Raw genomic sequence first — 20,736 nt, 5'->3', positions numbered from 1 at the left:
TCAGGCACTTTCCCTTGTGTGAGCGAATTCATTCGCGAATGGGCCGCAATGCCCTGCTTCATCGCGATTGAAATCGCTCCCACACGCCCCCCCATCCATTTGGCGATTACGCCGGATAGCCGGTGATATCCCTGATCTTCCGGTACAGCGGCCGCAGCTGCTTGTACATCCCCTGGTAGACCTCCCGGTACAGCCGCTCGTAGATGAGCCGTGCCTGCGGGTCAGGCTGGAACACCCGCCCCACCCGCGTCATGGCGCGGATCGCCGTGGGGAAGTCCGGGTGCAGCCCCAACCCCACCGCGCAATCGATGGCCGCGCCCAGGCCCGATGTCTCGTAGACGTGGGGCCGCTCCGCCGGCAGGCCGAAGATATCGGCGGTCAGTTGCATGGCCGCATCGCTCTGGGAGCCACCGCCCGACACCCGCAGGCGGGTGATGCTCGTGCCGGAGCGTTTCTCGATCTGTTCCTTGCCTTGGCGCAACGCGTAAGCCAGACCTTCGAGGATGGCGCGGTAGATGTGCGCGCGAGTGTGCACGTCGCCAAAACCTATGATCGAGCCCTTGGCCTCCAGGCCCGGTTCGCGAATGCCGGGTGACCAGTAGGGCTGCAGCATCAGCCCCATGGAGCCCGGCGGCACACTGTTGACCAACTCGTCGAACAGCGCCTCGGGCTCCACACCCAGCTCCTTCGCGCGCTGCATCTCGCGCAGGCCGAATTCCTGCTTGAACCAGCTGACCATCCAGAAGCCCCGGTAAATCATCACCTCGGTGTTGAAGTGATCGGGAATCGCGGCCGGATAAGGCGGGATCAGCGGAATGGTTTCCAGGTACTTGCGGCGCGTGGTGTTGATGGTCGCGGTAGTGCCATACGAGAGGCAGGCGGTGCTCGGCTCGACGCCACCGGCGCCGATCACTTCGCAGGCCTTGTCGGCGCCTGCGGCGATCAGAGGCAGGCCCTCCGGAATACCGGTATGGCGGCTGGCTTCGGCAGTGATGCTGCCCAGGCGCTCGCCAGGCTTGAACAGCTCCGGTAACTGCTCGCGACGCACCGGCATCGACTGCCACTTCCAGTCCCGTGGCGCGGCCCATTGCAGGCGTTTGTAGTCGAACGGCAGATAGGCCACCTGGCACGCCACCGAGTCGACGAACCGGCCGCACAGGCGATGGCTGAGGAAGCCCGAAAGCAACAGCACCTTGTGGGTGCTCGCCCAGAGCTCGGGCTGGTTCTGCGCTACCCAGTTCGCTTCGGCCTGGGCGCGGAAATAGTCCACGGTACCTTCCAGGCCTATCGCCTTGAACAGCCAGCCCCAGGGGCCCTTGATGCGCCCCTGTACGTTGGCCTGGCGCTGATCCAGCCAAAGGATGGCCGGGCGCAGTGGTTTGCCCTGCTCGTCGACATTGATCACGGTGCCGCGCTGGGTGGTCAGCGACACGCCACGGATCAAGCTGCGGTCGATATTCACCGATTCCCAGAGCAGCCGGCAGGCTTCGCCCAGGCTGTCCCAGTAATAGTCCGGGTCCTGTTCGGCCCAGCCGGGCTGGCTCGAATAGTAGGCCTCAAGCGGCACCTTGCCCTTGCCCACCAGGTTGCCGTCCAGGTCGAACAGCAGCGCCCGCACGCTCTGGGTGCCGTTGTCGATGGCCAGCAGATAGCTCTTTTCGCTCACGATGCGTCCTTGTTCTTGTTATTCGGGCAGGCTGTAACAGCGCAGGTAGAGCGCCAGGTAGTCGGCCTCTTCCCGCCCCCAGCGAGCGTCATCCCATCCCAGCAGCGGTTGGCACAAGGCGCGGACACGTGGCAGTTCTCCACGCGCGCCGTTGGGCAGCAAAAGGCCGAGCCGGGTCCGGCGCAACATCAGGTCATCCAGGTGCAGCACCAGCTCGCCTTCCGCCGCCCAGGCCAGTTCGGCCCAGAGCGTATCGGTGGCGCCGACGCGTTCATTGCCCAACCGCGCGACCCAGCGCGCGAGTTCCACCACTGCCCGCCCATGGCGCCCGACCAGTCGCAGATGCTGGGCAGGCGACAGGATCGGAAGCACTGGGGCGGAAACCACTGGGAACACCGGGCCATCGCCGTCCTCCACAGTGCGACCGACAAACCCTGCGCACGCGTGCAGCACTTCCAGTGCCAACAGGCGGAAGGTGGTCAGCTTGCCTCCGGCGAGGGTCACGCAGCCAGGTTCGGTCCAGAGGACATGCTCGCGCTTTTCATCCGAAGGCTTGATCTGTGAGTCGCCGTTGCTCACCACCGGCCGTACGCCGGCCCAGGTGGACAGCACATCGGCGCGTGCAATCGCCGCCGCCGGGAACTGCAATGCGCAGGCCTCCAACAGATAGTCCACTTCGGCCTCGCTGATGCGCGCGTCCTGGTCCAACCCTTCCCCATGATCGAGGTCGGTGGTGCCGATCACCGTCGCCCCCTCCCAGGGGAACACGAACACCGGCCGCCCATCGGCGGGGTGCATGAAGCTGATGGCATGGGCCAGCGGCAGGCGCCAGCCCGGCACCAGTAAGTGGCTGCCACGCAGCGGGCGGATGTGTTCGGTTCCCTGGGCCGCGCGCAGGCGATCAGCCCAGGCGCCCGTCGCCAGCGCCACGGCGCGGGCACGGAAAGTGAAACGCCGGCCGCTCTCCAGGTCCTCGGCCTCCAGGCCGTTCACCCTGCCCTGCTCACGCTTGAGGTCGACGACGCGCATGCCGTTCAGCGCCTCGCCGCCTTCGGCGCGCGCCTCGCCCAGCACCCGCATGACCAGACGGGAGTCGTCCGTCACCGCGTCGAAGAAACGGGTGCCGCCCTGCAACCCGCCTTCACCCAGGCCAGGAACCAGGTAGCGCAGTTGCTGCAGGGGGTAATAGAGGTGGTTGCGTCGTCCGGCCAGGGCGTCATAGACCGCCAGCAGGCTGCCGAACACGCGCGGCCCCGGAAAGCCGCCGCGATGGGGCATGACGAAGCTCAGCGGTTCCACCAGACCGGGGGCTTCGGCCAGCAAACGCTGGCGTTCGCGTACCGAAGCGCGGGTCAGCCCGAACTGCCCCTTGGCGATGTAGCGCAGGCCGCCATGGACCATCTTCGACGAGCGACTGGAGGTGCCCCAGGCAAAATCCCTCTGCTCCAGCAGCAGGCATTTCCAGCCACGCCGAGCCGCTTCCCGAAGTATGCCCGCGCCACAAATGCCACCACCGACGACAATCAGGTCCCAGTCCTGGGCGGCCAGTTCAGGCAAGGCGGCAGCGCGCCAGGCGGCGCTCCAGGTGGCCATGTTCAGTCCTCGAGCAGGACGCCGGGAGCCAGGCGCCCCTCGGGATCGAAGTGCTGCGCCAGGCTGCGCAGGGCGGCCATACCCAGCGGTCCCTTCTCTACTGGCAGCCAGGGCGCGTGATCGCGACCGACGCCGTGCTGGTGGCTGATGGTGCCGCGATTCTGCGCGATCACTTCGCTCGCGGCGCGCTTCAACTTGCTCCAGCGCGCCAGCGCTTCTGCGTAGCTGTCGCCCGGACGGTAGACGTAGGTGGTGTAGATGCTCGATCCCTCGCCGTAGACATGGGACAGGTGGGTGAACACGTGGACCCGCTCACCCTCCTCCTTCAATCCGGTGCGCAGGCTGGATTCGATCTTGTTGAGCAGGCTGTCGACATTGACCCAGTCGGTGGCGGTTTCCAGGGTGTCCACCACATAGCCGGCGCTCCATAGGGCGTGGCGCAGATAGGGGAAGCGGAAGCGGTTGTGTTCCCACTTCTTGCCCAGCAGGGTGCCAGTGAACACGCCACCGAAGCCCTTCAGCAGGCGACGTGCCTGCTTCAGCGAAGCGGCGTTTTGCGCGCGGTTGCCGGTGACGCCGAAGGTCAGCATGCATTTACCGGCGCCAGCGCCACGTAGAGCGAGGTACTTCTCCAGCAGGGCGATCTGCCCCGGATGACCCGCCAGCGCCAGCTGGGTTTCCGTCTCGATGGCATTGGACAGGCGCAGCATGGACAGCGGCACCCGTGCCTGGGCCAGGCTGCGGATCCCTTTCAGCGCCTGGTTCCAGCTGGGCAGGAAGACGGCGTAGAAGGACTCCTGCTCGGCCAGCCGGGTGACCCGCACCCGTACTTCAGAGATCACCCCGAATCGCCCTTCCGAGCCGAGCACCATTTCGCGCAAGTCAGGGCCTGCCGCCGACGCCGGGAAGGTGGGCAGCTCCATGGGGCCGGCGAAGGTCTCCAGAGTGCCACCGGCAAACAGCTGCTCGATGCGGCCGTAGCGCAGGGACTGCTGACCGCTGGAACGGCTCGCAACCCAGCCGCCGAGGGTGGACAACTCCCAGGACTGCGGGAAATGGCCGAGGGTGTAGCCACGGGCACGCAGCTGGCTTTCCACCTGCGGGCCGCTGGCGCCGGGGCCGAAGGTGGCGATCTGGCTGTCCTCGTCCAGCTCCAGCAGGCGGCTCATACGCTCCAGGGAGACAGTCAGTACCGGCCGCTCGCCGGCCTGGGGATTGATGTGGCCGGCTACCGAAGTACCGCCGCCATAAGGAATCAGCACCAGGTCACGCTCGACGGCCAGGGCCAGCAATTGGCGGATCTGCTCCGGGGTTTCCGGAAAGGCCACGCCATCGGGGAACAGCCCGAAGTCGCCCTCACGCATCGCCAGCCAATCCGGCAGGCTCTGGCCACGGGCGTGACGCACGCGAGTCTCGGCATCCAGGGTGATCAGCGGGTGGGGGGCCAGACGCGAGGCCGGCACGCGGGCCAGCACCTGTTCCAGTTCCGCGTCGGGCAACGGCTGCCCTTCACTGATGCGCTCGGCCAGGAACATCGCTCCATTGGCGGGCAGTTCCACCACCGTCGCCTCATCGCCCCAGCCGTTCCAGCGTCGCATGCCGTTCTCCTTGTTCGGGTTGTTTCGAAGGTTTTCGATGGCTGCCTATACTAGCCAGCCGCCCAAAGGCGTCACTGTCGGATCGGGACAGTGGCAATCGCCAATCAGGACATAACAAGAAACACATGCAAGCGCTCGGCTATACCTCGGTTCCCGCACTTCTCAAGTACCTGCGCCATGCAGAACAGCTCGGCATGGATCAGGCCTCCACCCTGGCCGCGACCGGCATTCGCCCGGACGACCTCGCGGACAACAGCAAGCGCCTGCCCAGTGAAGCCCACGAGCGCCTGCTGACCTACCTGATCCGGGAATCCGGCGACGCCCTCTTCGGCCTGCACTCGGCGCGCTACGTGCAGCCCGGCTCCTGGAGCGTACTGGGCTACATCACCATGAACTGCGCCACCTTGGGCGAGGCCATGAGCCGCATCGCCCCCTACGAAAAACTGGTGGGCGACATGGGGGTGAGCCGCGTGGAAGCCGACGGCGACGCGGTGCGGATGATCTGGAGCTGCCGCCACCAGGACCCGGCGATCCGCCGCCACATGGTGGAGAACGTGCTCGCGTCCTGGCTGCTCTACGCCCGCTGGATCGCCGACATGCAGCGTTCGCCGCAGGAAGTATGGTTCGAACACGCGCAGCCCGAGGCGACCCGCATCGAGGAATACGAAGAAGTGTTTGGTTGCCCGGTGCGTTTCGAGCAGCCCTGCAACGCCCTGCTGGTACCGATGGAGTACCTGGCCGTGCCCCTGCGCCAGGCGGACGCCAATCTGCTGCGCACCTTGGAGGAACATGCCCTGGCCCTGATGGCCGGGCTGAATGACGACGAGCCGCTTCCGCAACGGGTGAAGAACGCCCTGCGCCTGCTGCTCAAGGACGGCCTGCCACGCAAGGAACGGGTGGCGGAGAAATTCCACATGACAGTGCGCACCCTGCAGCGCCACCTGCAGCAGGCCGGCACCAGCTACCAGCAGATTCTCGATGAACTTCGCCGCGAGCTGGCTGAGCACTACCTGCTACGCAGCGACCTGCCGATCCAGGACATCGCCTGCTACCTGGGCTTCACCGAGTCCCGCTCCTTCCACCGCAGTTTCAAGGCATGGACGGGGCAGACGCCGGGGGAGTACAGGGAGGCGAAGAGGCAGGGGTAAAGCAATCATCCCCAAAGGGATAAACCTTGTAGGGGCGAATTCATTCGCCAAGGGACACAAAGCGGCCCCGGACATTGCCGGGGCAGACCTTCGGCCTGCTTGGCGAATGAATTCGCCCCTACATTGGACTTTCCTGATCTGGGCCGTCAGGCCTGCAACTCACTCAACGGAATGAAGCGCAAGGTGTCACCCTCAGCCAGGGTGGTGCCTTCCAGCACCTCCACCAGTCCCTCGGCCCAGGCTGCGCTGCGCAGCACACCGGAGCTCTGGTTCGGGTAGATCACCGCACGGCCGTTCTCCAGCCGCGCGCGCAGGTACTCGCGTCGATTGCCCGGCTTCTTCCAGATGAATCCGGCCGGCACTGTGAAGCCGAGCGGTTCCACTTCTTCCACGCCCAGGCGGCGCAGCAGGTAAGGCCGGGTCAGCAGGCCGAAGGTCACCAGGGTGGAAGCCGGATTGCCCGGCAGGCCGATTACCGGCACTCCACGGAAATGCCCGAAGGTCAGGGGCTTGCCCGGCTTGATGGCCAGCTTCCACAGCGCCAGCTCGCCTTCCTCACGCAATGCCACGCCAAGGAAGTCCGCTTCACCCACCGAGACGCCGCCGGTGGAGAGAATCAGGTCGACCTGTCCCAGCTCACCAAGCGCCTTGCGAGTGAGCGCCAGGTCATCGGCGATGATGCCGGCATCCACCACCGCGCAGCCCAAGCGCTTGAGCCAGGCGATCAGCAGGCTGCGGTTGCTGTTGTAGATCTGCCCCGGCCCGAGGGGCTGGCCAGGCGGTACCAATTCGTCACCCGTGGAGATCACCGCTACGACAGGACGGCGGCGCACCATCAGCTCGGCGGCGCCGAGGGAGGCGCACAGGCCCATTTCGATGGGACCCAGGCGAGTGCCGGCGGGCAGCACCGTTTCGCCGGTGTGGGTTTCCTGACCACGGGCGCGGACGTTCTGCCCAACCTTCATCGGTTCGAGGAAACGTACCCGGCCATCGGCCAGGACTTCGGCGTTCTCCTGCATTTCCACCAGGTCCGCACCCTCGGGCAACGGCGCACCGGTGAAGATGCGCGCACAGGTTCCCGGTTGCAGGGGTTCCGGTGCGCTGCCGGCGAGGATTCGCTGACTCACCACCAGCGGCTCGCCCTGCCAGTCGGCCAGGCGCAAGGCGTAACCGTCCATGGCGCTGTTGTCCCACGGCGGCAGGTCGAGGCCTGCCACCAGCGGCTCGGCCAGCACGCGGCCATCGGCATCGGCCAGCGCAACGGTTTCACAGGCTTCGATCGGTGCGGCCGCTGCCAGGTCGAGCAGACGCCGCAGGGCGTCCTCGACCGGCATCAGGTCGGGATGGTCGCAACCGCTCATCCGCGGCTCTCGCAGGCGTTGGCCTGGGTCAGGTGCGGCACGAAGTTGCAGGGGCGATGACGGTTGTCCAGTTGCTCGGCGAGGATGCCATCCCAGGCAGTGCGGCAGGCATTGGTGGAGCCCGGCAGGCAGCAGACCAGGGTGCCATTGGAGAGGCCAGCCAAGGCGCGGGACTGCATGGTGGAAGTGCCGATATCGCTGACGGAAATCTGTCGGAAGTATTCACCGAAGCCATCCACCTGCTTGTCCAGCAGGCAGGCGACCGCTTCCGGGGTGCTGTCGCGGCCGGTGAAACCGGTGCCGCCGGTGATCAGCACTACCTGCACGTGATCGTCGGCGATCCAGGTGGCGACCTGGGCGCGGATCTTGTACAGGTCGTCCTTCAACAGCACGCGCGCGGCAAGGTTGTGGCCAGCGGCGGTGAGGCGGTCAACGAAGAGCTGGCCGGAGGTGTCGGTCTCCAGGCTGCGGGTATCACTGACAGTAAGAACGGCGATATTGAGCGGCACGAACACCGCCTCGGCCTTGTGACTCATGGCAGGCTTCCAGTTGTAGGAGTGAATGCCCGGTGTTATATCACAGCGCCGTCCCGGAGACCGTGCCATGTCCGACAAGCCTTTGCCGCCCTGCTCTGTCCTGCTGCTTTCAGGCGGTCGTGGGCAGCGTCTTGGCGGCCTCGACAAGGGCCTGGTGGAGTGGCAAGGCCGCCCGCTGATCGCCTGGCTGCATGAGCGGGTGCGCCCCGTCACCGACGACCTGATCATCTCCTGCAACCGCAATGCGGACCGCTATGCCGCCTGGGCCGACCAACTGGTGCAGGACGACAGCCCCGACTATCCCGGCCCGCTGGCCGGCCTTCGAGCGGGCCTCGCGGTGGCCCGCCATGAGCAGGTACTGATCCTCCCCTGCGACGCCCCCAAGGTCGACGATGCGCTGATTGCCGAGTTGCTCGCCGCCGCCTGTGATCGCCCCGTAATGGTCCGACAAGGCAAATTCTGGGAGCCGTTGTTCTGTGTCCTGCCCCGCGCGGTGCTGCCAGTACTGGAAGCCGGATGGCAGGCAGGGGAACGCAGTCCGCAGCGCATCCTCCGCCAATTGAATCCGGTTGCAGTGGTCTGCGCGGAAGGTGATCCACGATTGGCCAACTTCAATACACCCGACCTGCTGGCCCCTTCGCCGCTGAAGGACTGAGTCAGATTGCCGGAACTTTGCCGGGAAGTTCTTCGTCAGAAGCTGCGTACAAACAGCGTAATCATCAAGGAGATGACGATGAACCAGCGGATCGCCCCCGCTTTCCTGCTCGCAATGGGCCTTTTCACTCTGGCCGGCTGCTCCTCGCCGACCGTGATCACCCTCAATGACGGGCGCGAGATCCAGGCCGTAGACAAACCCGACTACGACGAAGACTCGGGCTTCTACGAGTTCGAACAACTGGATGGCAAACATGCCAAGGTGAACAAGGATCAGGTCCGCACCATCAAGGAGCTCTGATTCCACCGGCCCGCTCACGCCCTCCTGGTAAAGCGGGCCCTCACCTCCTCCCGGCAATCCCGCGCCGTTCGCAGTCTCCCACCTCCCCCCGCAAAAAAATTAAAAAATCTTTCGCTAACCCCTTGTAGGCCAAAAGTTTTTCTGTAGAATGCGCGCCACACAACGGAGCGTAGCGCAGCTTGGTAGCGCGTCTCGTTCGGGACGAGAAGGTCGCTGGTTCGAATCCAGTCGCTCCGACCAAATCCCGAAAAACCCGCCTTAAAGGCGGGTTTTTTATTGCCTGCTATTTTTCATCGCCACGACGCGCCACGGCAAATACCCAAAGCCATCGACAGCTCCATCAGCTACTCGAAGAAGAATTGTGCAGCCGTGCTCGGCCAGCCAGCGGCCAGAACATTCTGTGCGGGAGCGGAACGATTTGCGTGGGCGCGCGCGGGAGGCATTACTGCCTGACGCCGGCTACATCAGGACGTAGCAATCACGTCAGAAAAGAAGCCACCTGGCAGGCATCGAAGGGCCACCCCAGCTCGCTGCCGGTATCGCAACGGCGCAGGACCGGAATGCGCAGGCCGTAGGTTTCGACCCACTCCTCGCGGTCGGCAATGTCCACCAGTTCCACCAACAAGCCACGTTCGACGAAGGGCATGAGCACGCCTTCGGCTACCTCGCAGAGGTGGCAGCCGAGGGTGCCGAAGAGTTGGCATTCAGGAAGCATGGGGACGCGCCTCGAAAATCAGCGAGGCGCGAAGTCTAGCACGGGGTCAGTCGTCAGTGGATTCGCTCTTGGCCTTGTCCAGCAAGGGCTGCAGGCCATCCAGCAGGCGGCTGTTGAAGCGTTCGGCCTTGGCCAGTTGGGCCGGGTCGAAACGCTCATCGAGGCCGAATCCGCCCTTGAGCAGCTCTTCCAGCGCACCCCGACCGTTCTCGGCCAGTTCGCCAGCGCTGCGCAGTGCCTCCAGAAGGCTGTTGGCGTAATCCTTGAGGTTGCCGTTGACCGCGCTCGCCGCCTGACCACCCTGCTGGGCGACGGCGCCATATGCGTCGGTCGCCTGCATGATCTTGGTCTGGGTGAGGTGCAGAGACATGGAAGCCAGTTGCTCGCCATCCATGTCCAGGGCCATGGCCCGGTCGAAGGCGCCAGCCACGTCGCCAGAGTAGAACTTGCTGGAGATGTCCTGGACCTGGCCGAGCAGTTCGCTCAGGGCCGCCTTCTCTTCGTCGTCCAACTCCCCTTCCACTTCGATCTGCCAGGCGCCGATCTGCAGGCTGGACGATTGGCTGCTGACGGACAGCAACGAGTTCTTGCCGTCGCTCGCCGCCGCCACGCTGCTGCGCGACCAACTGGACGACGCCTGGGCGATGGAAATGCGCAGCTTGTCGCCGTCGCGGGTTTTGACTTCCAGGTCGAAGGTTTCCGACTGGGCGTTGAAGCGTTCGCTGTAACCCGCGACTGCCACTGCCCCGCCGACCTGGGGAGATTGCGCCGGCTGGGTGTAGGTCTTCTGCAATTGATCCAGGCCATTCTGGATGCGGCCGAAGGTGTCATCGATGTCGTCAGCGACCTTGCCACCAAGTACACCGAGGCCGTCCAGAACCTTGCGCGCGTCGTCGAAGCCTTTCTGAATCCCGGCGCGGGCCTGGTCCAGCAGCCCCTGCAGCTTGGCCGGATCGGCACCGTCCGCCTTCTCTTTGCGCAGGCGCTGGTCGATGAAGCCCAGTACGCGGTCCGCGACTTTCTCGGGGGTGTACTTGGATGCCTTGTCACTCAGGGCGCCCGGCTCGAGACCCAGTCGCTCGCCAAGGCGACCAGCGAGGACTTCCTGGGCATCCGCCTGTTTGCGGGCCAGGACGGAAGCCAGGCCGGGGAAGGAGGAACGATGGGCGGCAGAAGCAAGGGAAGCCAGGGCATTCATGTCGGGAGCATCCGGAGTCGGCGGTGTCCCTTCTTTGGCGGCCGAAGGCCGAAGAACTTGAACCGCCGACGACAAACGGAGCCCGCCTCAGACTCCGGCGGCGTGCATCAGTTGTTCCGCAGCATCCTTCGCCTCCAGGGCCTGGTCGCTCGGCCCCTGGATGTGGGCCATGCTGATCGCCCCTTCCATCAGGTACTGCAACTGACGCGCCAGACGCTCAGGCTGAGCGGCACCCAGGCTCTGCAGGGCGGCGATGAAGTAGTTCTGCGTAGCGATCTTGTAGGACGCCGCAAGACGATGCACCGGATGGGCGCGGTCGTGGAATTCGGCCGCCGCATTGATAAAGGCGCAGCCGCAGAACTCTTCCTGCCGCAGCCATTCATCCAGGCCGTCGAACACCCGCAAGATGGCTTCCCGCGGCGGCAAGTTGGCGAAGGCCCATGCCATGCGCTCGGCCACTGGCGCGAAGCGGGATTCCAGGGCGGCCATGATCAGCTCGTCCTTGGACTTGAAATGCTTGTAGAGGGTCATCTTGGCCACGCCGGACTCCGCCAGGATGCGGTCGATGCCGGTGGCGTGGAAGCCTTCGCGATAGAAGAGCGAAAGAGCCGTGTTGACCAGTTGATCGCGTTTACTCGATGCCATTGCAGCCTCCTGAACCGGCGCATTATGCGCATCCCCCTTGAACGTCTCAAACCACACGGGGCGCGGAATGCGCGGGCGAAGCAAAATTCGCTCTTGAAATATACAGACAGGTCTGTCTACTATCCAGACCAGTTTTCAACCAATGCGAGGGACTCGCCATGCAACTCCACGATTTCTACCTCTCGGGCAACTGCTACAAGGTCCGCCTGTTCCTTGGCCTGATCGGCCAGCCCGCCGAGCTACTGACCGTCGACTTGCCCAAGGGCGCGCAGAAGCGCCCGGAGTTCCTCGCCCTGAATCCGCGCGGACAGGTCCCGGTGCTGGTTGATGACGGCCAGCCACTGGTCGACTCCCAGGCCATCCTGGTCTACCTGGCGCGACGCTATGCGGATGCGCACTGGTACCCGCTGGACGCCGTCCCCCAGGCCCAGATCGCCAGTTGGCTGAGCCTGACCGCCAACGAAATCCACAACGGCGCAGCACGGGCCCGGATTGGTCTGAAATTCGGCCGCCCCATGGACCTGGATGACGCCCAGGCCCGTGGCCGCCAGGTGCTGGAACTGGTGGACGCACACCTGGCCGACCGCGCCTGGCTGGTCGGCGAGCAGCCCACCATTGCCGACGTGGCGGTCTACCCCTACCTCGCCATGGCCGATGAAGGCGGCCTGGACCTGGCGCCCTACCCGCACCTGCACACCTGGTTCGAGCGCATCCGCGCCCTGCCCGGCTACGTCGACCTGCCCCACTTCTGAGGGGCCTGGAGGCCATCATGAGCAGTCCGTTCCACCCTGGCGAACAAGCGATCCAGACCCGTGTCGGCGTGCGCGAGCAAGTAGAAGACATGGGTAGCCGGATGATTCGCGACCACATGCCGGAGCAGCATCGCCTGTTCTTCGCCCAACTGCCCTGGCTGCTGGTGGGCAGCCTGGACAGCGACGGCCAGCCCCAGGCCTCGGTGCTGTGGGGCAAGCCGGGCTTCGCCCACTCGCCGGAGCCCAGCCTGCTGCGGATCAACGCCCGCCCGGAAGCCGACGATCCGCTGGCCGCCAACCTGCACAGTTCGGCACGCCTGGGCCTGCTCGGCCTGGAACTGCCGACACGACGGCGCAACCGCATGAACGGCCCGCTGCTCGACAGCGATGGCGAAGGCTTCGCCCTCGCGGTGCAGCAGTCCTTCGGCAATTGCCCGAAGTACATCCAGGCCCGTGACTGGCACTGGCATCAGCGCGCCGCCGGACCGCTGGAGCAGGGCGATGGTCTCGACCCGCGCTGGCTGGAACTGGTCAAACGCAGCGACACATTGTTCATCGCCAGCCAGCATCTCCACCCGGAAACCGGCGGCGTCGACATCTCCCACCGAGGTGGCATGCCGGGCTTCGTGCTGTTGGGCGACGACGGCCGACTCTGGCTGCCGGACTACAGCGGCAACCAGATGTTCAACACCCTCGGCAACCTGCTGCTGGAACCTCGCTGCGGCCTGCTCTGGGTGGACTTCGCCAGTGGTGACCTGCTGCAACTGGAAGCCCGCGCGGAAATTCTCTGGCCCGGCCAGGACGGCTCGCCCGGCCTGCCCGACTTGCCCGGAGCCGAACGCCTGGTGGCGCTGACTCCCGGCCGCTGGCGCCTGCGTCGAAGCCGCCTGCCGCTGGGCTTCGACAACACACGCCCGTCCCCCTTCCTGCCTCAAGGACACTGATTCCATGCATCTACGTTCGTACTTCCTGTTGCTCCTGCTAGGGACCATCAGTGCGCTCGCCCAAGCCGAAGGGCTGCGCTTCTCGTTGGTGAAGACGTCGGAAACCGAAACCCTGGACGCCTTCACCGTGGCTGATGGCCAATGGACCGAGAAGGTGAAGGCCAACCATGTGGCGGTGCTGATCGAGCACCATGCCGCCACCCTGCTCTTCGATACCGGACTCGGCCGCCAGGTGGACAGCCAGTTCAGCGGCGAGATGCCCTGGTGGGACAAGCCGCTGATGCAATACGGCGCCGTGACCCCGGCCCGCGACCAACTCGACAGGGACGGCATCCGGGTCGACCGCATCCTGCTCAGCCATGTCCATTGGGACCACGCGTCGGCGCTGGCGGACTTCCCCGAAGTGCCGGTCTGGGCGCCCTATGAGGAAATCGAGTTCACCGAGATCGCCACGCCGCCGGCCATCCTGCCCAGCCAGTTCGCCCACGGTGTGAAATGGCATCCCTTCACCTTCCTCCCCATCCCCTTCATGGGCTTTGAGGAAAGCCTCGACCTGTTCGGCGATCGCAGCCTGGTACTGGTGCCGCTCAGCGGTCATACGCCGGGTTCGGTGGGTATGTTCCTGACCCTGGAGGACGGGCGGCGCTTCTTCTTCACCGGCGACGTCAGCTGGCGCCTGGAAGGTTTCACCGGCCCGAAGGAGAAGTTCTGGGTCAGCCGCAGGATGGTCGACAACGACCGTGAAGCCACGCGCGCCCAGCTGCAGAAAGTGCATGACCTGCTCCTGCGCGAGCCCGATCTGGTTGTGGTTCCGGCCCATGACGCCGCGGTGCAGGATCGCCTCGGCTACTACCCGCAATGGGTACAGTGAACGACCGACCATCGTCTAACTGCAAAAGTTGTAACGAAATGCTTTAGTCAAATTGTTGTAACAGGACGACCCGACCGACCTGAAAACCAACGAGGAGACAATAACAATGAGCAAAACCTCGCTTGCGCAAGCCGTGGCCCTCGCCGCGCTCGGCGCCAGTGTCACCCTGCCGGGCGTCGCCCAGGCTGAGTTCATCAAGGACAGCAAGGCCAGCCTGGAGCTACGCAACTTCTACTTCAATCGTGACTTCCGCCAGGAAGGAGCCGCCCAGTCCAAAGCCGAGGAATGGGCCCAGGGCTTCCTCCTGCGTTACGAATCCGGCTTCACCGAAGGCACCGTTGGCGTGGGTGTGGACGCCCTGGGCCTGCTCGGCGTCAAGCTTGATTCCAGCCCCGACCGCAGCAACACCGGCCTGCTCAAGCGCGACCGCGAAACCCGTCGCGCCCAGGACGAGTACGGCGAGCTCGGTCTGACCGCCAAGCTGCGCGCGTCCAAGAGCGTGCTCAAGGTCGGCACCCTGCTGCCCAAGCTGCCGGTGGTTCAGTACAACGATTCGCGCCTGCTGCCGCAGACCTTCAAGGGCGGCCAGTTGAACTCCATGGAGCTCGACGGCCTGACCTTCGATGCCGGCCAGCTCAAGCAGGTGAACCAGCGCGACTCCTCCGACTACGAGGACATGACCATCACCACCGGCGCCGCACGCGCCATCACCGTCCGCAGTGGCACCACCAGCGACAAGTTCAACTTCGGTGGCGCCAGCTACAAGTGGACCGACAACCTCGTCACCGGCTACCACTACGGCGAGCTGCAGGACTTCTACAAGCAGCACTATTTCAGCGCCGTGCACACGCTGCCACTGGCTGACAAGCAGTCGCTGAAGAGCGACCTGCGCTACGCCCGCTCCACCGACGACGGCACCAGCAACGTCGACAACAAAGCCTTCGGCGCCATGTTCACCTACGCCCTGGGCGGCCACGCCTTCGGCCTCGGCTACCAGAGCATGAGCGGCGACACCGGCTTCGCCTACATCAACGGCACCGACCCCTTCCTGGTGAACTACGTACAGATTGGCGACTTCGCCAACAAGGACGAAAAATCCTGGCAGGCCCGCTACGATTACAACTTCGCCAGCATCGGCATTCCCGGCCTGACCTTCATGACCCGCTACCTGTCCGGCGACAACATCGACCTGGGCGCGGGCCGCGAAGAAGGCAAGGAATGGGAACGCAATATGGACATCGCCTACGTATTCCAGGAAGGAGCGCTGAAGAACTTCGGCATCAAATGGCGTAATGCTACGGTGCGCTCCACCAACTTCGGCAACGACCTCGACGAGAATCGCCTGATTCTCAGCTACGTCATGCCGCTCTGGTAAGTTCGCCAGGCAATGAAAAGCCCGCCAGATGGCGGGCTTTTTCTTTCGTCCTGAGGGCGAATTCACTCGCGAATGCGGAGGCTCAATCCTGCGAGGTAGCCCCGATCTTGTGGATCGACAGGTCGGCGCCGTAGTACTCCTCTTCCTGGCTCAGGCGGATGCCCCAGACCGACTTGAGCAGGCCGTAGACCGCAAAGCCGCCCACCAGCGCCACCAGCACGCCAACGCCGGTGCCGATCAGTTGGCTGACGAAGCTGACGCCACCCAGCCCGCCCAGGGCTTGCTGGCCGAAGATGCCGCAGGCGATACCGCCCCAGACGCCGCACAGGCCATGCAGGGGCCAGACGCCGAGTACGTCGTCGATCTTCCACTTCACCTGGGTAGCGGTGAACGCCCAGACGAACAGGGCGCCTGCGATCGCACCGGTGACCAGGGCGCCCACCGGGTGCATCAGGTCCGAGCCGGCGCAGATCGCCACCAGGCCGGCGAGCGGCCCGTTGTGCAGGAAGCCGGGGTCGTTGCGGCCCACCAGCAGCGCGGCGACCGTGCCGCCGACCATGGCCATCAGCGAGTTCACCGCCACCAGGCCACTGACGCCTTGCAGGGTCTGGGCGCTCATCACGTTGAAGCCGAACCAGCCGACGATGAGGATCCAGGAACCCAGCGCCAGGAAGGGAATGTTCGACGGGGCGAAGGCCACCAGGCGGCCTTCGCGATAGCGGCCATTGCGATGGCCCAGCAGCACCACGGCGCCGAAGGCCAGCCAACCGCCAACCGCGTGCACCACCACCGAGCCGGCGAAGTCATGGAAGCTCGCACCGAAGCTGTTCTTCAGCCAGTCCTGCAGGCCGAAGTTGCCGTTCCAGATCATCCCCTCGAAGAAGGGATAGATGAAGGCGACGATCAGCAAGGTGGCGCAGAGCTGCGGGCAGAACCGGGCGCGCTCGGCGATGCCGCCGGAAATGATGGCCGGAATGGCGGCGGCGAAAGTCAGAAGGAAGAAGAATTTCACCAGGGCGTAACCATGGTCGGCGGCGAGTACGCTGGCCGGTTCCAGGAAGGTCACGCCATAGGCGATCCAGTAGCCGACGAAGAAATAGGCCAGGGTCGAGATCGCAAAGTCGGAAAGGATCTTCGACAGGGCGTTGACCTGGTTCTTCTGGCGCACCGTACCCACTTCGAGGAAGGCGAAACCGGCGTGCATGGCCAGCACCATGACGGCGCCCATCAGGATGAACAGGGTGTTGGAACCGTGGATCAGGGTTTCCACGGCGCTATTGAGGTTTTCCATTGGCGAAGACAACTCCGGCAGTGAGGAAAAAAGCACCAATGCGGTTCAGGCGAGGCTTCCTGCGCACCATCCTGAAGCCATGCCGCACCGCAAAGGATCAAACCCGAATCCCGACTTGGTGCAGGCTGGCCAGCGCAGGAAAAATCCCGAACAGCGTTTCTTTTTGATTTTCATGAGGTTGGGCGCTGCTTCCGGGTCTCGACGGGCCATCCAGGGCGCCCCGATCCAGCGCATCTCGCCACAACCGCGCACCAGCCCGATGCAAGCGCTATACCAGCGGGCGGAAGGAAATTCCGGATGAACCTTGGACGAAGGCACCTACTCTTAGGCATTGAGTCCTACAAGGAGAATCGCCATGCCCCGTAAGACCGCCGCCCGCGCCCAGGACGACCTGCTGGCCGACTTCCAGACCCTGGTCAGCGATACCGAGAAACTCCTGCAAGACACCGCCAGCCTGGCAGGCGATCAGGCCGACGAGCTGCGCCTGCAGATCAACGAAAGCCTCAAGCGCGCCCGCGACACCCTTCGCGAAACCGAGCAGAACCTGAAGGAACGCGGCCAGGCCGCGGTACAGGCCACCGAGGACTACGTCCAGGAACATCCCTGGCAGAGCGTCGGCCTGGCTGCCGGTATCGGCTTCCTGCTCGGCCTTCTGGCCGCCCGGCGCTGACCATGAGTGAAGAAACCCCTTCCGCCCAGGAGGCGGGACGCGACCCTTCGCCCAGACGCCTCAGCGCCTCGCTGCTCGGCCTGCTTCAAGGTCATGTGGAGCTGTTCGGCATCGAGTTGCAGGAACAGAAGGCCAACAGCCTCTACCTGTTTCTGTTCGGCGGGCTGACGCTGATTTTCGCCATGCTCCTGCTGATTGGGCTATCTGGCCTGATCCTGGTCCTGCTCTGGGAGAACTGGCGCTTTGAGGCCCTCGGCGGTCTTTGCCTCTTCTACCTGCTGGCGACTATCTATTGCGGCGTGCGCCTGCGGGCGGCGGTGGATGACGAGGAATCGCCCTTCAGCGCGACGCTCGAAGAACTGGCCCGTGACCGGGAGCGCCTGCTGCCATGAGCCTGCCTGAACTACCCCGCAATGCGAGCCGTCGCGACATGCGCAAGGCGCTGATCCGCCTGCGCCTGGAAATGCAGCGCCAGGAACTGCGCCACGAGTCCCTGCTGCTGACCCAGCCCTTGCGCCAGGCGCGGGAGTTGACCCGCAAGCTGGACATCCCCCATGCCCCACTTTGGGGCATCGCGGCGGTAGCCGCCCTGGGCTTCTTCGCCGCGCGCAAGGGCAGCCTGAAGCGCGGCCTGCGCCTGGGCGGTGCGCTTCTTCCCTTGCTCCAGGCGCTGTTGAAAGTCCCGCCGCGAGATGAATCCGGCTGACATCCAACCGGACGAAGGCAACTGGCCACATTCTTGCTACGGGTGAGCGGCCCGTCGCACCAGCCATGGGCATCGACCTGCGCCGTGCGCAAACCCATGGCCTTCCAGCTAAGGAGTCAACGTGATCGATGGGCAACCGCTCGCCTGCTTCCAGCCCTTCATCGATACCGCCACCGGGCTGATCGCCGGCGTCGAGGCCCTGGGGCGGCTGCGCCAGCCGGACGGCAGCCTGCAATCAGTCGGCCCCCTCTTCCTCGACTCCAGGGCGTCCCCGACGGCCCTGCGCAGGCTCGACCGGCAATTGCGGGAAGATGCCCTGCAGCGCCTGCACAGCGCCCCGCCGGAGTGGTTCCTCAGCCTGAACATTTCCCCGCGCTGGATCAGCCGCCTGCGTCCGGGCCAACCCCTGCCCAGCCTCAAGCAACTGCAGCGCTATGGCGTAGAGGCCGAACGCATCGTCTTCGAAATCACCGAACTGGGTGGCGCCAGCCAGCGCCTGGCGGAGGTGGTGGCGCGTTATCGTGAAGCCGGCGCGCGGATCGCCATCGACGACTTCGGCGCCGGCTACTCCCAGCTCGACCGGGTGCTGGCCCTGCAACCGGACATTCTCAAGCTCGACATGCGCCTGTTCCAGGCAGCAGCCCGCGGCGGCCCCAGCGGCGAAGTGGTGAAAGCCCTGGCGCAAATGGCCGAGAAGACCGGCTGCTGGATCATCGCCGAGGGCGTGGAAACCGAAGCCGAGCTGGATTTCGCCCTGGAGTGCGGTGCCCGCTACGTGCAGGGTTACCTGTTCGCCGCACCGCGCCTGGAGTTCTTCGCGACCGACGCCTTCGTCCAGCGCTTCGCCCTGCTGCGCGACCGCTATGTGCAGAGCAAGCTGGCCGAGCGTGCACGCCTGATGACCCTGCGCCGCAGTCTCAACCAGCTGATGGCGCGGCTGCGCATCTGGGCCGAAAGCGGCGCTCCGGCATCCAGCCTGGCCAGCCCCGATGACTATCCCTGGCTGCTGCGCATCTACCAGTGCGACCGCAATGGCACCCAGATCAGCCCCAACCTGCAATGGGGGCCGGGTGGCTGGCAGGAGGACCCAAGCTATCTGGGCCACAACTGGTCCTGGCGCCCCTACTTCTACCAACTGCTGGCCGAGGGCTGGGAAGAGCGCCGCCTGACCCTCTCCACGACCTATCGCGACGCCACCACCAACCAGTACTGCCTGACTGCCGGGCAGTTCATCGACAATGGCCGCCGCCTGCTGTTGGTGGATATCGACGCCGCCGGCCTGGCGAGGGACTGAGCCGCAGGCAGGCGCTTGGGTTAGAGTAGGATCTTCGGCCACTGAACGGCGAGGACAGGCCTTGGACTGGCAGACCCTGCTCACCCGCGAACGCCTTGGCAAACCGGTGCACAGCACCGATGAGCTGGGCCGCAGCCCCTTCCACAAAGACCACGACCGCATCATCTTCTCCGGCGCCTTCCGGCGTCTCGGACGCAAGACCCAGGTGCACCCGGTCTCCAGCAACGACCACATCCATACGCGCCTGACCCACTCACTGGAGGTGAGCTGCGTCGGGCGATCCCTGGGTATGCGCGTGGGCGAAACACTGCGCGACGCGCTGCCGGACTGGTGCGAGCCCTCGGACCTCGGCGTCATCGTCCAGTCGGCGTGCCTGGCCCACGACATCGGCAACCCGCCGTTCGGCCACTCCGGCGAGGACGCCATCCGCCACTGGTTCGAGCAGGCTGCCGCACGGGGCTGGCTGGACGCCATGAGCGACACCGAGCGCGCCGACTTTCTCAGTTTCGAGGGCAACGCCCAGGGCCTGCGCGTGCTCACCCAGCTGGAGTATCACCAGTTCGACGGCGGCATGCGCCTGACCTACGCCACCCTCGGCACCTACCTGAAATACCCCTGGACTTCGCGTCATGCCGAGGCCCTGGGCTACAAGAAGCACAAGTTCGGTTGCTACCAGAGCGAGCTGCCTTTGCTGGAGCAGATCGCCACCAAGCTGGAACTGCCGCGCATCGACGAACACCGCTGGGCACGCCACCCGCTGGTCTACCTGATGGAGGCGGCGGACGACATCTGCTACGGCCTCATCGATCTGGAAGACGGCCTGGAGATGGAGCTGCTGGATTACGAGGAGGTCGAAGCATTGCTCCTCGGCCTGGTGGGCGACGACCTGCCGGAAACCTACCGCCAGCTCGGCCCCAGGGATTCCCGCCGGCGCAAACTGGCCATCCTGCGCGGCAAGGCCATCGAGCACCTGACCAATGCCGCCGCCCGTGCCTTCGTCGATCAGCAGGACGCCTTGCTGGCCGGCAGCCTGCAGGGCGACCTGGTGGAACACATGCACGGCCCGGCCAAGCACTGCGTGCTCCGCGCCAAGGCCATCGCCCGCGAAAAGATCTTCCAGGACAAGCGCAAGACGCTCCATGAGATCGGCGCCTACACGACGCTGGAGATCCTCCTCAACGCATTCTGCGGCGCGGCGCTGGAGCAACATGGCGGGCGCTCGCCGTCGTTCAAGCACCGGCGCATCCTCGACCTGCTCGGCAACAATGCCCCCGACCCCGATTGGCCGCTCTATCGCGCGTTCGTCCGGGTCATCGATTTCATTGCCGGGATGACCGACAGCTACGCTACCGAAATGGCCCGTGAGATGACCGGCCGCTCCAGCCCGACCTGATCCAGCGCCTTCAGGAGCCGTGTCG

Annotated in this window: 21 protein-coding genes and 1 tRNA gene; 13 read left to right on the top strand and 9 right to left on the bottom strand. The window is 65.1% G+C overall.

Annotation, left to right across the window (positions count from 1 at the left end; all coding sequences use genetic code 11):
* Positions 1-106 precede the first annotated feature (106 nt).
* Genes E8E91_RS17345 through E8E91_RS17335 form a run of 3 tightly spaced genes read right to left on the bottom strand, consistent with a single transcriptional unit; the run spans position 107 to position 4,857 of the window.
* Positions 107-1,666 carry an FGGY-family carbohydrate kinase gene (locus tag E8E91_RS17345; RefSeq protein WP_280377246.1) on the bottom strand — a complete coding sequence of 520 codons (1,560 nt, stop codon included), beginning with the start codon at positions 1,664-1,666 and terminating at the stop codon, positions 107-109.
* An 18-nt stretch (positions 1,667-1,684) separates the two neighbouring features.
* Entirely contained in the window at positions 1,685-3,259 is a 1,575-nt protein-coding gene (locus E8E91_RS17340) for a glycerol-3-phosphate dehydrogenase/oxidase (protein ID WP_280377243.1), read from the bottom strand.
* Positions 3,260-3,261: 2 nt separating this feature from the next.
* On the bottom strand, positions 3,262-4,857 hold the full coding sequence (locus E8E91_RS17335) for an FAD-binding oxidoreductase (RefSeq protein ID WP_280377242.1): 1,596 nt from the start codon (positions 4,855-4,857) through the stop codon (positions 3,262-3,264).
* A 125-nt stretch (positions 4,858-4,982) separates the two neighbouring features.
* Between E8E91_RS17335 and E8E91_RS17330 the strand changes: the two genes are divergently transcribed.
* Complete coding sequence (locus tag E8E91_RS17330) at positions 4,983-6,005, top strand: AraC family transcriptional regulator (RefSeq protein WP_280377239.1); 1,023 nt, start codon at positions 4,983-4,985, stop codon at positions 6,003-6,005.
* Positions 6,006-6,151: 146 nt separating this feature from the next.
* Here the strand turns inward: E8E91_RS17330 and glp are convergent, their stop codons facing one another.
* Positions 6,152-7,366: a gephyrin-like molybdotransferase Glp gene (glp, locus tag E8E91_RS17325; RefSeq protein WP_280377236.1), complete on the bottom strand. Its 1,215-nt coding sequence runs from the start codon at positions 7,364-7,366 to the stop codon at positions 6,152-6,154.
* A complete protein-coding gene (gene moaB, locus E8E91_RS17320; RefSeq protein ID WP_190828483.1) occupies positions 7,363-7,902 on the bottom strand; it encodes a molybdenum cofactor biosynthesis protein B in 540 nt (179 codons plus the stop codon). Before moaB ends, glp begins: the two co-directional genes overlap by 4 nt.
* Before the next feature lie 67 nt (positions 7,903-7,969).
* Between moaB and mobA the strand changes: the two genes are divergently transcribed.
* The 3 genes from mobA (at position 7,970) to E8E91_RS17305 (ending at position 9,097) form a co-directional block, all read left to right on the top strand.
* Complete coding sequence (gene mobA / locus E8E91_RS17315) at positions 7,970-8,557, top strand: molybdenum cofactor guanylyltransferase MobA (protein ID WP_280377233.1); 588 nt, start codon at positions 7,970-7,972, stop codon at positions 8,555-8,557.
* A gap of 78 nt (positions 8,558-8,635) precedes the next feature.
* Positions 8,636-8,857: a YgdI/YgdR family lipoprotein gene (locus E8E91_RS17310; protein WP_028629502.1), complete on the top strand. Its 222-nt coding sequence runs from the start codon at positions 8,636-8,638 to the stop codon at positions 8,855-8,857.
* Positions 8,858-9,020: 163 nt separating this feature from the next.
* A tRNA-Pro gene (locus E8E91_RS17305) sits at positions 9,021-9,097 on the top strand.
* 238 nt (positions 9,098-9,335) lie between these two features.
* On the opposite strand, the gene E8E91_RS17300 is transcribed toward E8E91_RS17305, so the two are convergent.
* The 3 genes from E8E91_RS17300 to E8E91_RS17290 form a co-directional block, all read right to left on the bottom strand.
* Positions 9,336-9,572 carry a glutaredoxin family protein gene (locus E8E91_RS17300; RefSeq protein ID WP_280366225.1) on the bottom strand — a complete coding sequence of 79 codons (237 nt, stop codon included), beginning with the start codon at positions 9,570-9,572 and terminating at the stop codon, positions 9,336-9,338.
* A gap of 46 nt (positions 9,573-9,618) precedes the next feature.
* Complete coding sequence (locus tag E8E91_RS17295; protein ID WP_280377231.1) at positions 9,619-10,770, bottom strand: DUF5610 domain-containing protein; 1,152 nt, start codon at positions 10,768-10,770, stop codon at positions 9,619-9,621.
* Between the two features lie 87 nt (positions 10,771-10,857).
* Positions 10,858-11,415: a TetR family transcriptional regulator gene (locus E8E91_RS17290; protein ID WP_280377228.1), complete on the bottom strand. Its 558-nt coding sequence runs from the start codon at positions 11,413-11,415 to the stop codon at positions 10,858-10,860.
* 158 nt (positions 11,416-11,573) lie between these two features.
* On the opposite strand from E8E91_RS17290, the gene E8E91_RS17285 reads away from it, so the two are divergent.
* The 4 genes from E8E91_RS17285 (at position 11,574) to E8E91_RS17270 (ending at position 15,357) form a co-directional block, all read left to right on the top strand.
* Entirely contained in the window at positions 11,574-12,167 is a 594-nt protein-coding gene (locus E8E91_RS17285) for a glutathione S-transferase family protein (protein WP_280377226.1), read from the top strand.
* 17 nt (positions 12,168-12,184) lie between these two features.
* Positions 12,185-13,111, top strand: a complete 927-nt coding sequence (locus E8E91_RS17280) for a pyridoxamine 5'-phosphate oxidase family protein (RefSeq protein WP_280377224.1) — start codon at positions 12,185-12,187, stop codon at positions 13,109-13,111.
* Between the two features lie 4 nt (positions 13,112-13,115).
* Positions 13,116-13,982 carry an MBL fold metallo-hydrolase gene (locus tag E8E91_RS17275; protein WP_280377223.1) on the top strand — a complete coding sequence of 289 codons (867 nt, stop codon included), beginning with the start codon at positions 13,116-13,118 and terminating at the stop codon, positions 13,980-13,982.
* 106 nt (positions 13,983-14,088) lie between these two features.
* Complete coding sequence (locus tag E8E91_RS17270; RefSeq protein ID WP_280377220.1) at positions 14,089-15,357, top strand: OprD family porin; 1,269 nt, start codon at positions 14,089-14,091, stop codon at positions 15,355-15,357.
* Positions 15,358-15,439: 82 nt separating this feature from the next.
* Here the strand turns inward: E8E91_RS17270 and E8E91_RS17265 are convergent, their stop codons facing one another.
* A complete protein-coding gene (locus tag E8E91_RS17265) occupies positions 15,440-16,648 on the bottom strand; it encodes an ammonium transporter (RefSeq protein ID WP_280377217.1) in 1,209 nt (402 codons plus the stop codon).
* A gap of 355 nt (positions 16,649-17,003) precedes the next feature.
* On the opposite strand from E8E91_RS17265, the gene E8E91_RS17260 reads away from it, so the two are divergent.
* From E8E91_RS17260 to E8E91_RS17240, 5 genes are all read left to right on the top strand, one after another.
* Complete coding sequence (locus tag E8E91_RS17260) at positions 17,004-17,318, top strand: YqjD family protein (protein ID WP_280377214.1); 315 nt, start codon at positions 17,004-17,006, stop codon at positions 17,316-17,318.
* A 2-nt stretch (positions 17,319-17,320) separates the two neighbouring features.
* A complete protein-coding gene (locus E8E91_RS17255; protein WP_280377212.1) occupies positions 17,321-17,710 on the top strand; it encodes a phage holin family protein in 390 nt (129 codons plus the stop codon).
* On the top strand, positions 17,707-18,024 hold the full coding sequence (locus tag E8E91_RS17250; RefSeq protein ID WP_271470490.1) for a hypothetical protein: 318 nt from the start codon (positions 17,707-17,709) through the stop codon (positions 18,022-18,024). The genes E8E91_RS17255 and E8E91_RS17250 overlap by 4 nt, the downstream gene beginning before the upstream one ends.
* A gap of 121 nt (positions 18,025-18,145) precedes the next feature.
* Positions 18,146-19,318: an EAL domain-containing protein gene (locus E8E91_RS17245; protein ID WP_280377208.1), complete on the top strand. Its 1,173-nt coding sequence runs from the start codon at positions 18,146-18,148 to the stop codon at positions 19,316-19,318.
* A gap of 61 nt (positions 19,319-19,379) precedes the next feature.
* On the top strand, positions 19,380-20,711 hold the full coding sequence (locus E8E91_RS17240; protein WP_280366253.1) for a deoxyguanosinetriphosphate triphosphohydrolase: 1,332 nt from the start codon (positions 19,380-19,382) through the stop codon (positions 20,709-20,711).
* Positions 20,712-20,736: the final 25 nt, after the last annotated feature.

The organism is Pseudomonas sp. BN515, from assembly GCF_029873155.1.
GTDB lineage: Bacteria > Pseudomonadota > Gammaproteobacteria > Pseudomonadales > Pseudomonadaceae > Metapseudomonas.
Note: the sequence above shows the minus strand (reverse complement) of the source record. Positions and strands in the feature narration are given on the sequence as shown.

Excerpts from the sequence above, each read along its gene's own strand:
- E8E91_RS17340 (WP_280377243.1), bottom strand. The coding sequence starts at position 3,259 with ATGGCCACCTGGAGCGCCGCCTGGCGCGCTGCCGCCTTGCCTGAACTG.
- E8E91_RS17335 (WP_280377242.1), bottom strand. The coding sequence starts at position 4,857 with ATGCGACGCTGGAACGGCTGGGGCGATGAGGCGACGGTGGTGGAACTG.
- E8E91_RS17330 (WP_280377239.1), top strand. The coding sequence starts at position 4,983 with ATGCAAGCGCTCGGCTATACCTCGGTTCCCGCACTTCTCAAGTACCTG.
- glp (WP_280377236.1), bottom strand. The coding sequence starts at position 7,366 with ATGAGCGGTTGCGACCATCCCGACCTGATGCCGGTCGAGGACGCCCTG.
- moaB (WP_190828483.1), bottom strand. The coding sequence starts at position 7,902 with ATGAGTCACAAGGCCGAGGCGGTGTTCGTGCCGCTCAATATCGCCGTT.
- mobA (WP_280377233.1), top strand. The coding sequence starts at position 7,970 with ATGTCCGACAAGCCTTTGCCGCCCTGCTCTGTCCTGCTGCTTTCAGGC.
- E8E91_RS17310 (WP_028629502.1), top strand. The coding sequence starts at position 8,636 with ATGAACCAGCGGATCGCCCCCGCTTTCCTGCTCGCAATGGGCCTTTTC.
- E8E91_RS17300 (WP_280366225.1), bottom strand. The coding sequence starts at position 9,572 with ATGCTTCCTGAATGCCAACTCTTCGGCACCCTCGGCTGCCACCTCTGC.
- E8E91_RS17295 (WP_280377231.1), bottom strand. The coding sequence starts at position 10,770 with ATGAATGCCCTGGCTTCCCTTGCTTCTGCCGCCCATCGTTCCTCCTTC.
- E8E91_RS17290 (WP_280377228.1), bottom strand. The coding sequence starts at position 11,415 with ATGGCATCGAGTAAACGCGATCAACTGGTCAACACGGCTCTTTCGCTC.
- E8E91_RS17285 (WP_280377226.1), top strand. The coding sequence starts at position 11,574 with ATGCAACTCCACGATTTCTACCTCTCGGGCAACTGCTACAAGGTCCGC.
- E8E91_RS17280 (WP_280377224.1), top strand. The coding sequence starts at position 12,185 with ATGAGCAGTCCGTTCCACCCTGGCGAACAAGCGATCCAGACCCGTGTC.
- E8E91_RS17275 (WP_280377223.1), top strand. The coding sequence starts at position 13,116 with ATGCATCTACGTTCGTACTTCCTGTTGCTCCTGCTAGGGACCATCAGT.
- E8E91_RS17270 (WP_280377220.1), top strand. The coding sequence starts at position 14,089 with ATGAGCAAAACCTCGCTTGCGCAAGCCGTGGCCCTCGCCGCGCTCGGC.
- E8E91_RS17265 (WP_280377217.1), bottom strand. The coding sequence starts at position 16,648 with ATGGAAAACCTCAATAGCGCCGTGGAAACCCTGATCCACGGTTCCAAC.
- E8E91_RS17260 (WP_280377214.1), top strand. The coding sequence starts at position 17,004 with ATGCCCCGTAAGACCGCCGCCCGCGCCCAGGACGACCTGCTGGCCGAC.
- E8E91_RS17255 (WP_280377212.1), top strand. The coding sequence starts at position 17,321 with ATGAGTGAAGAAACCCCTTCCGCCCAGGAGGCGGGACGCGACCCTTCG.
- E8E91_RS17250 (WP_271470490.1), top strand. The coding sequence starts at position 17,707 with ATGAGCCTGCCTGAACTACCCCGCAATGCGAGCCGTCGCGACATGCGC.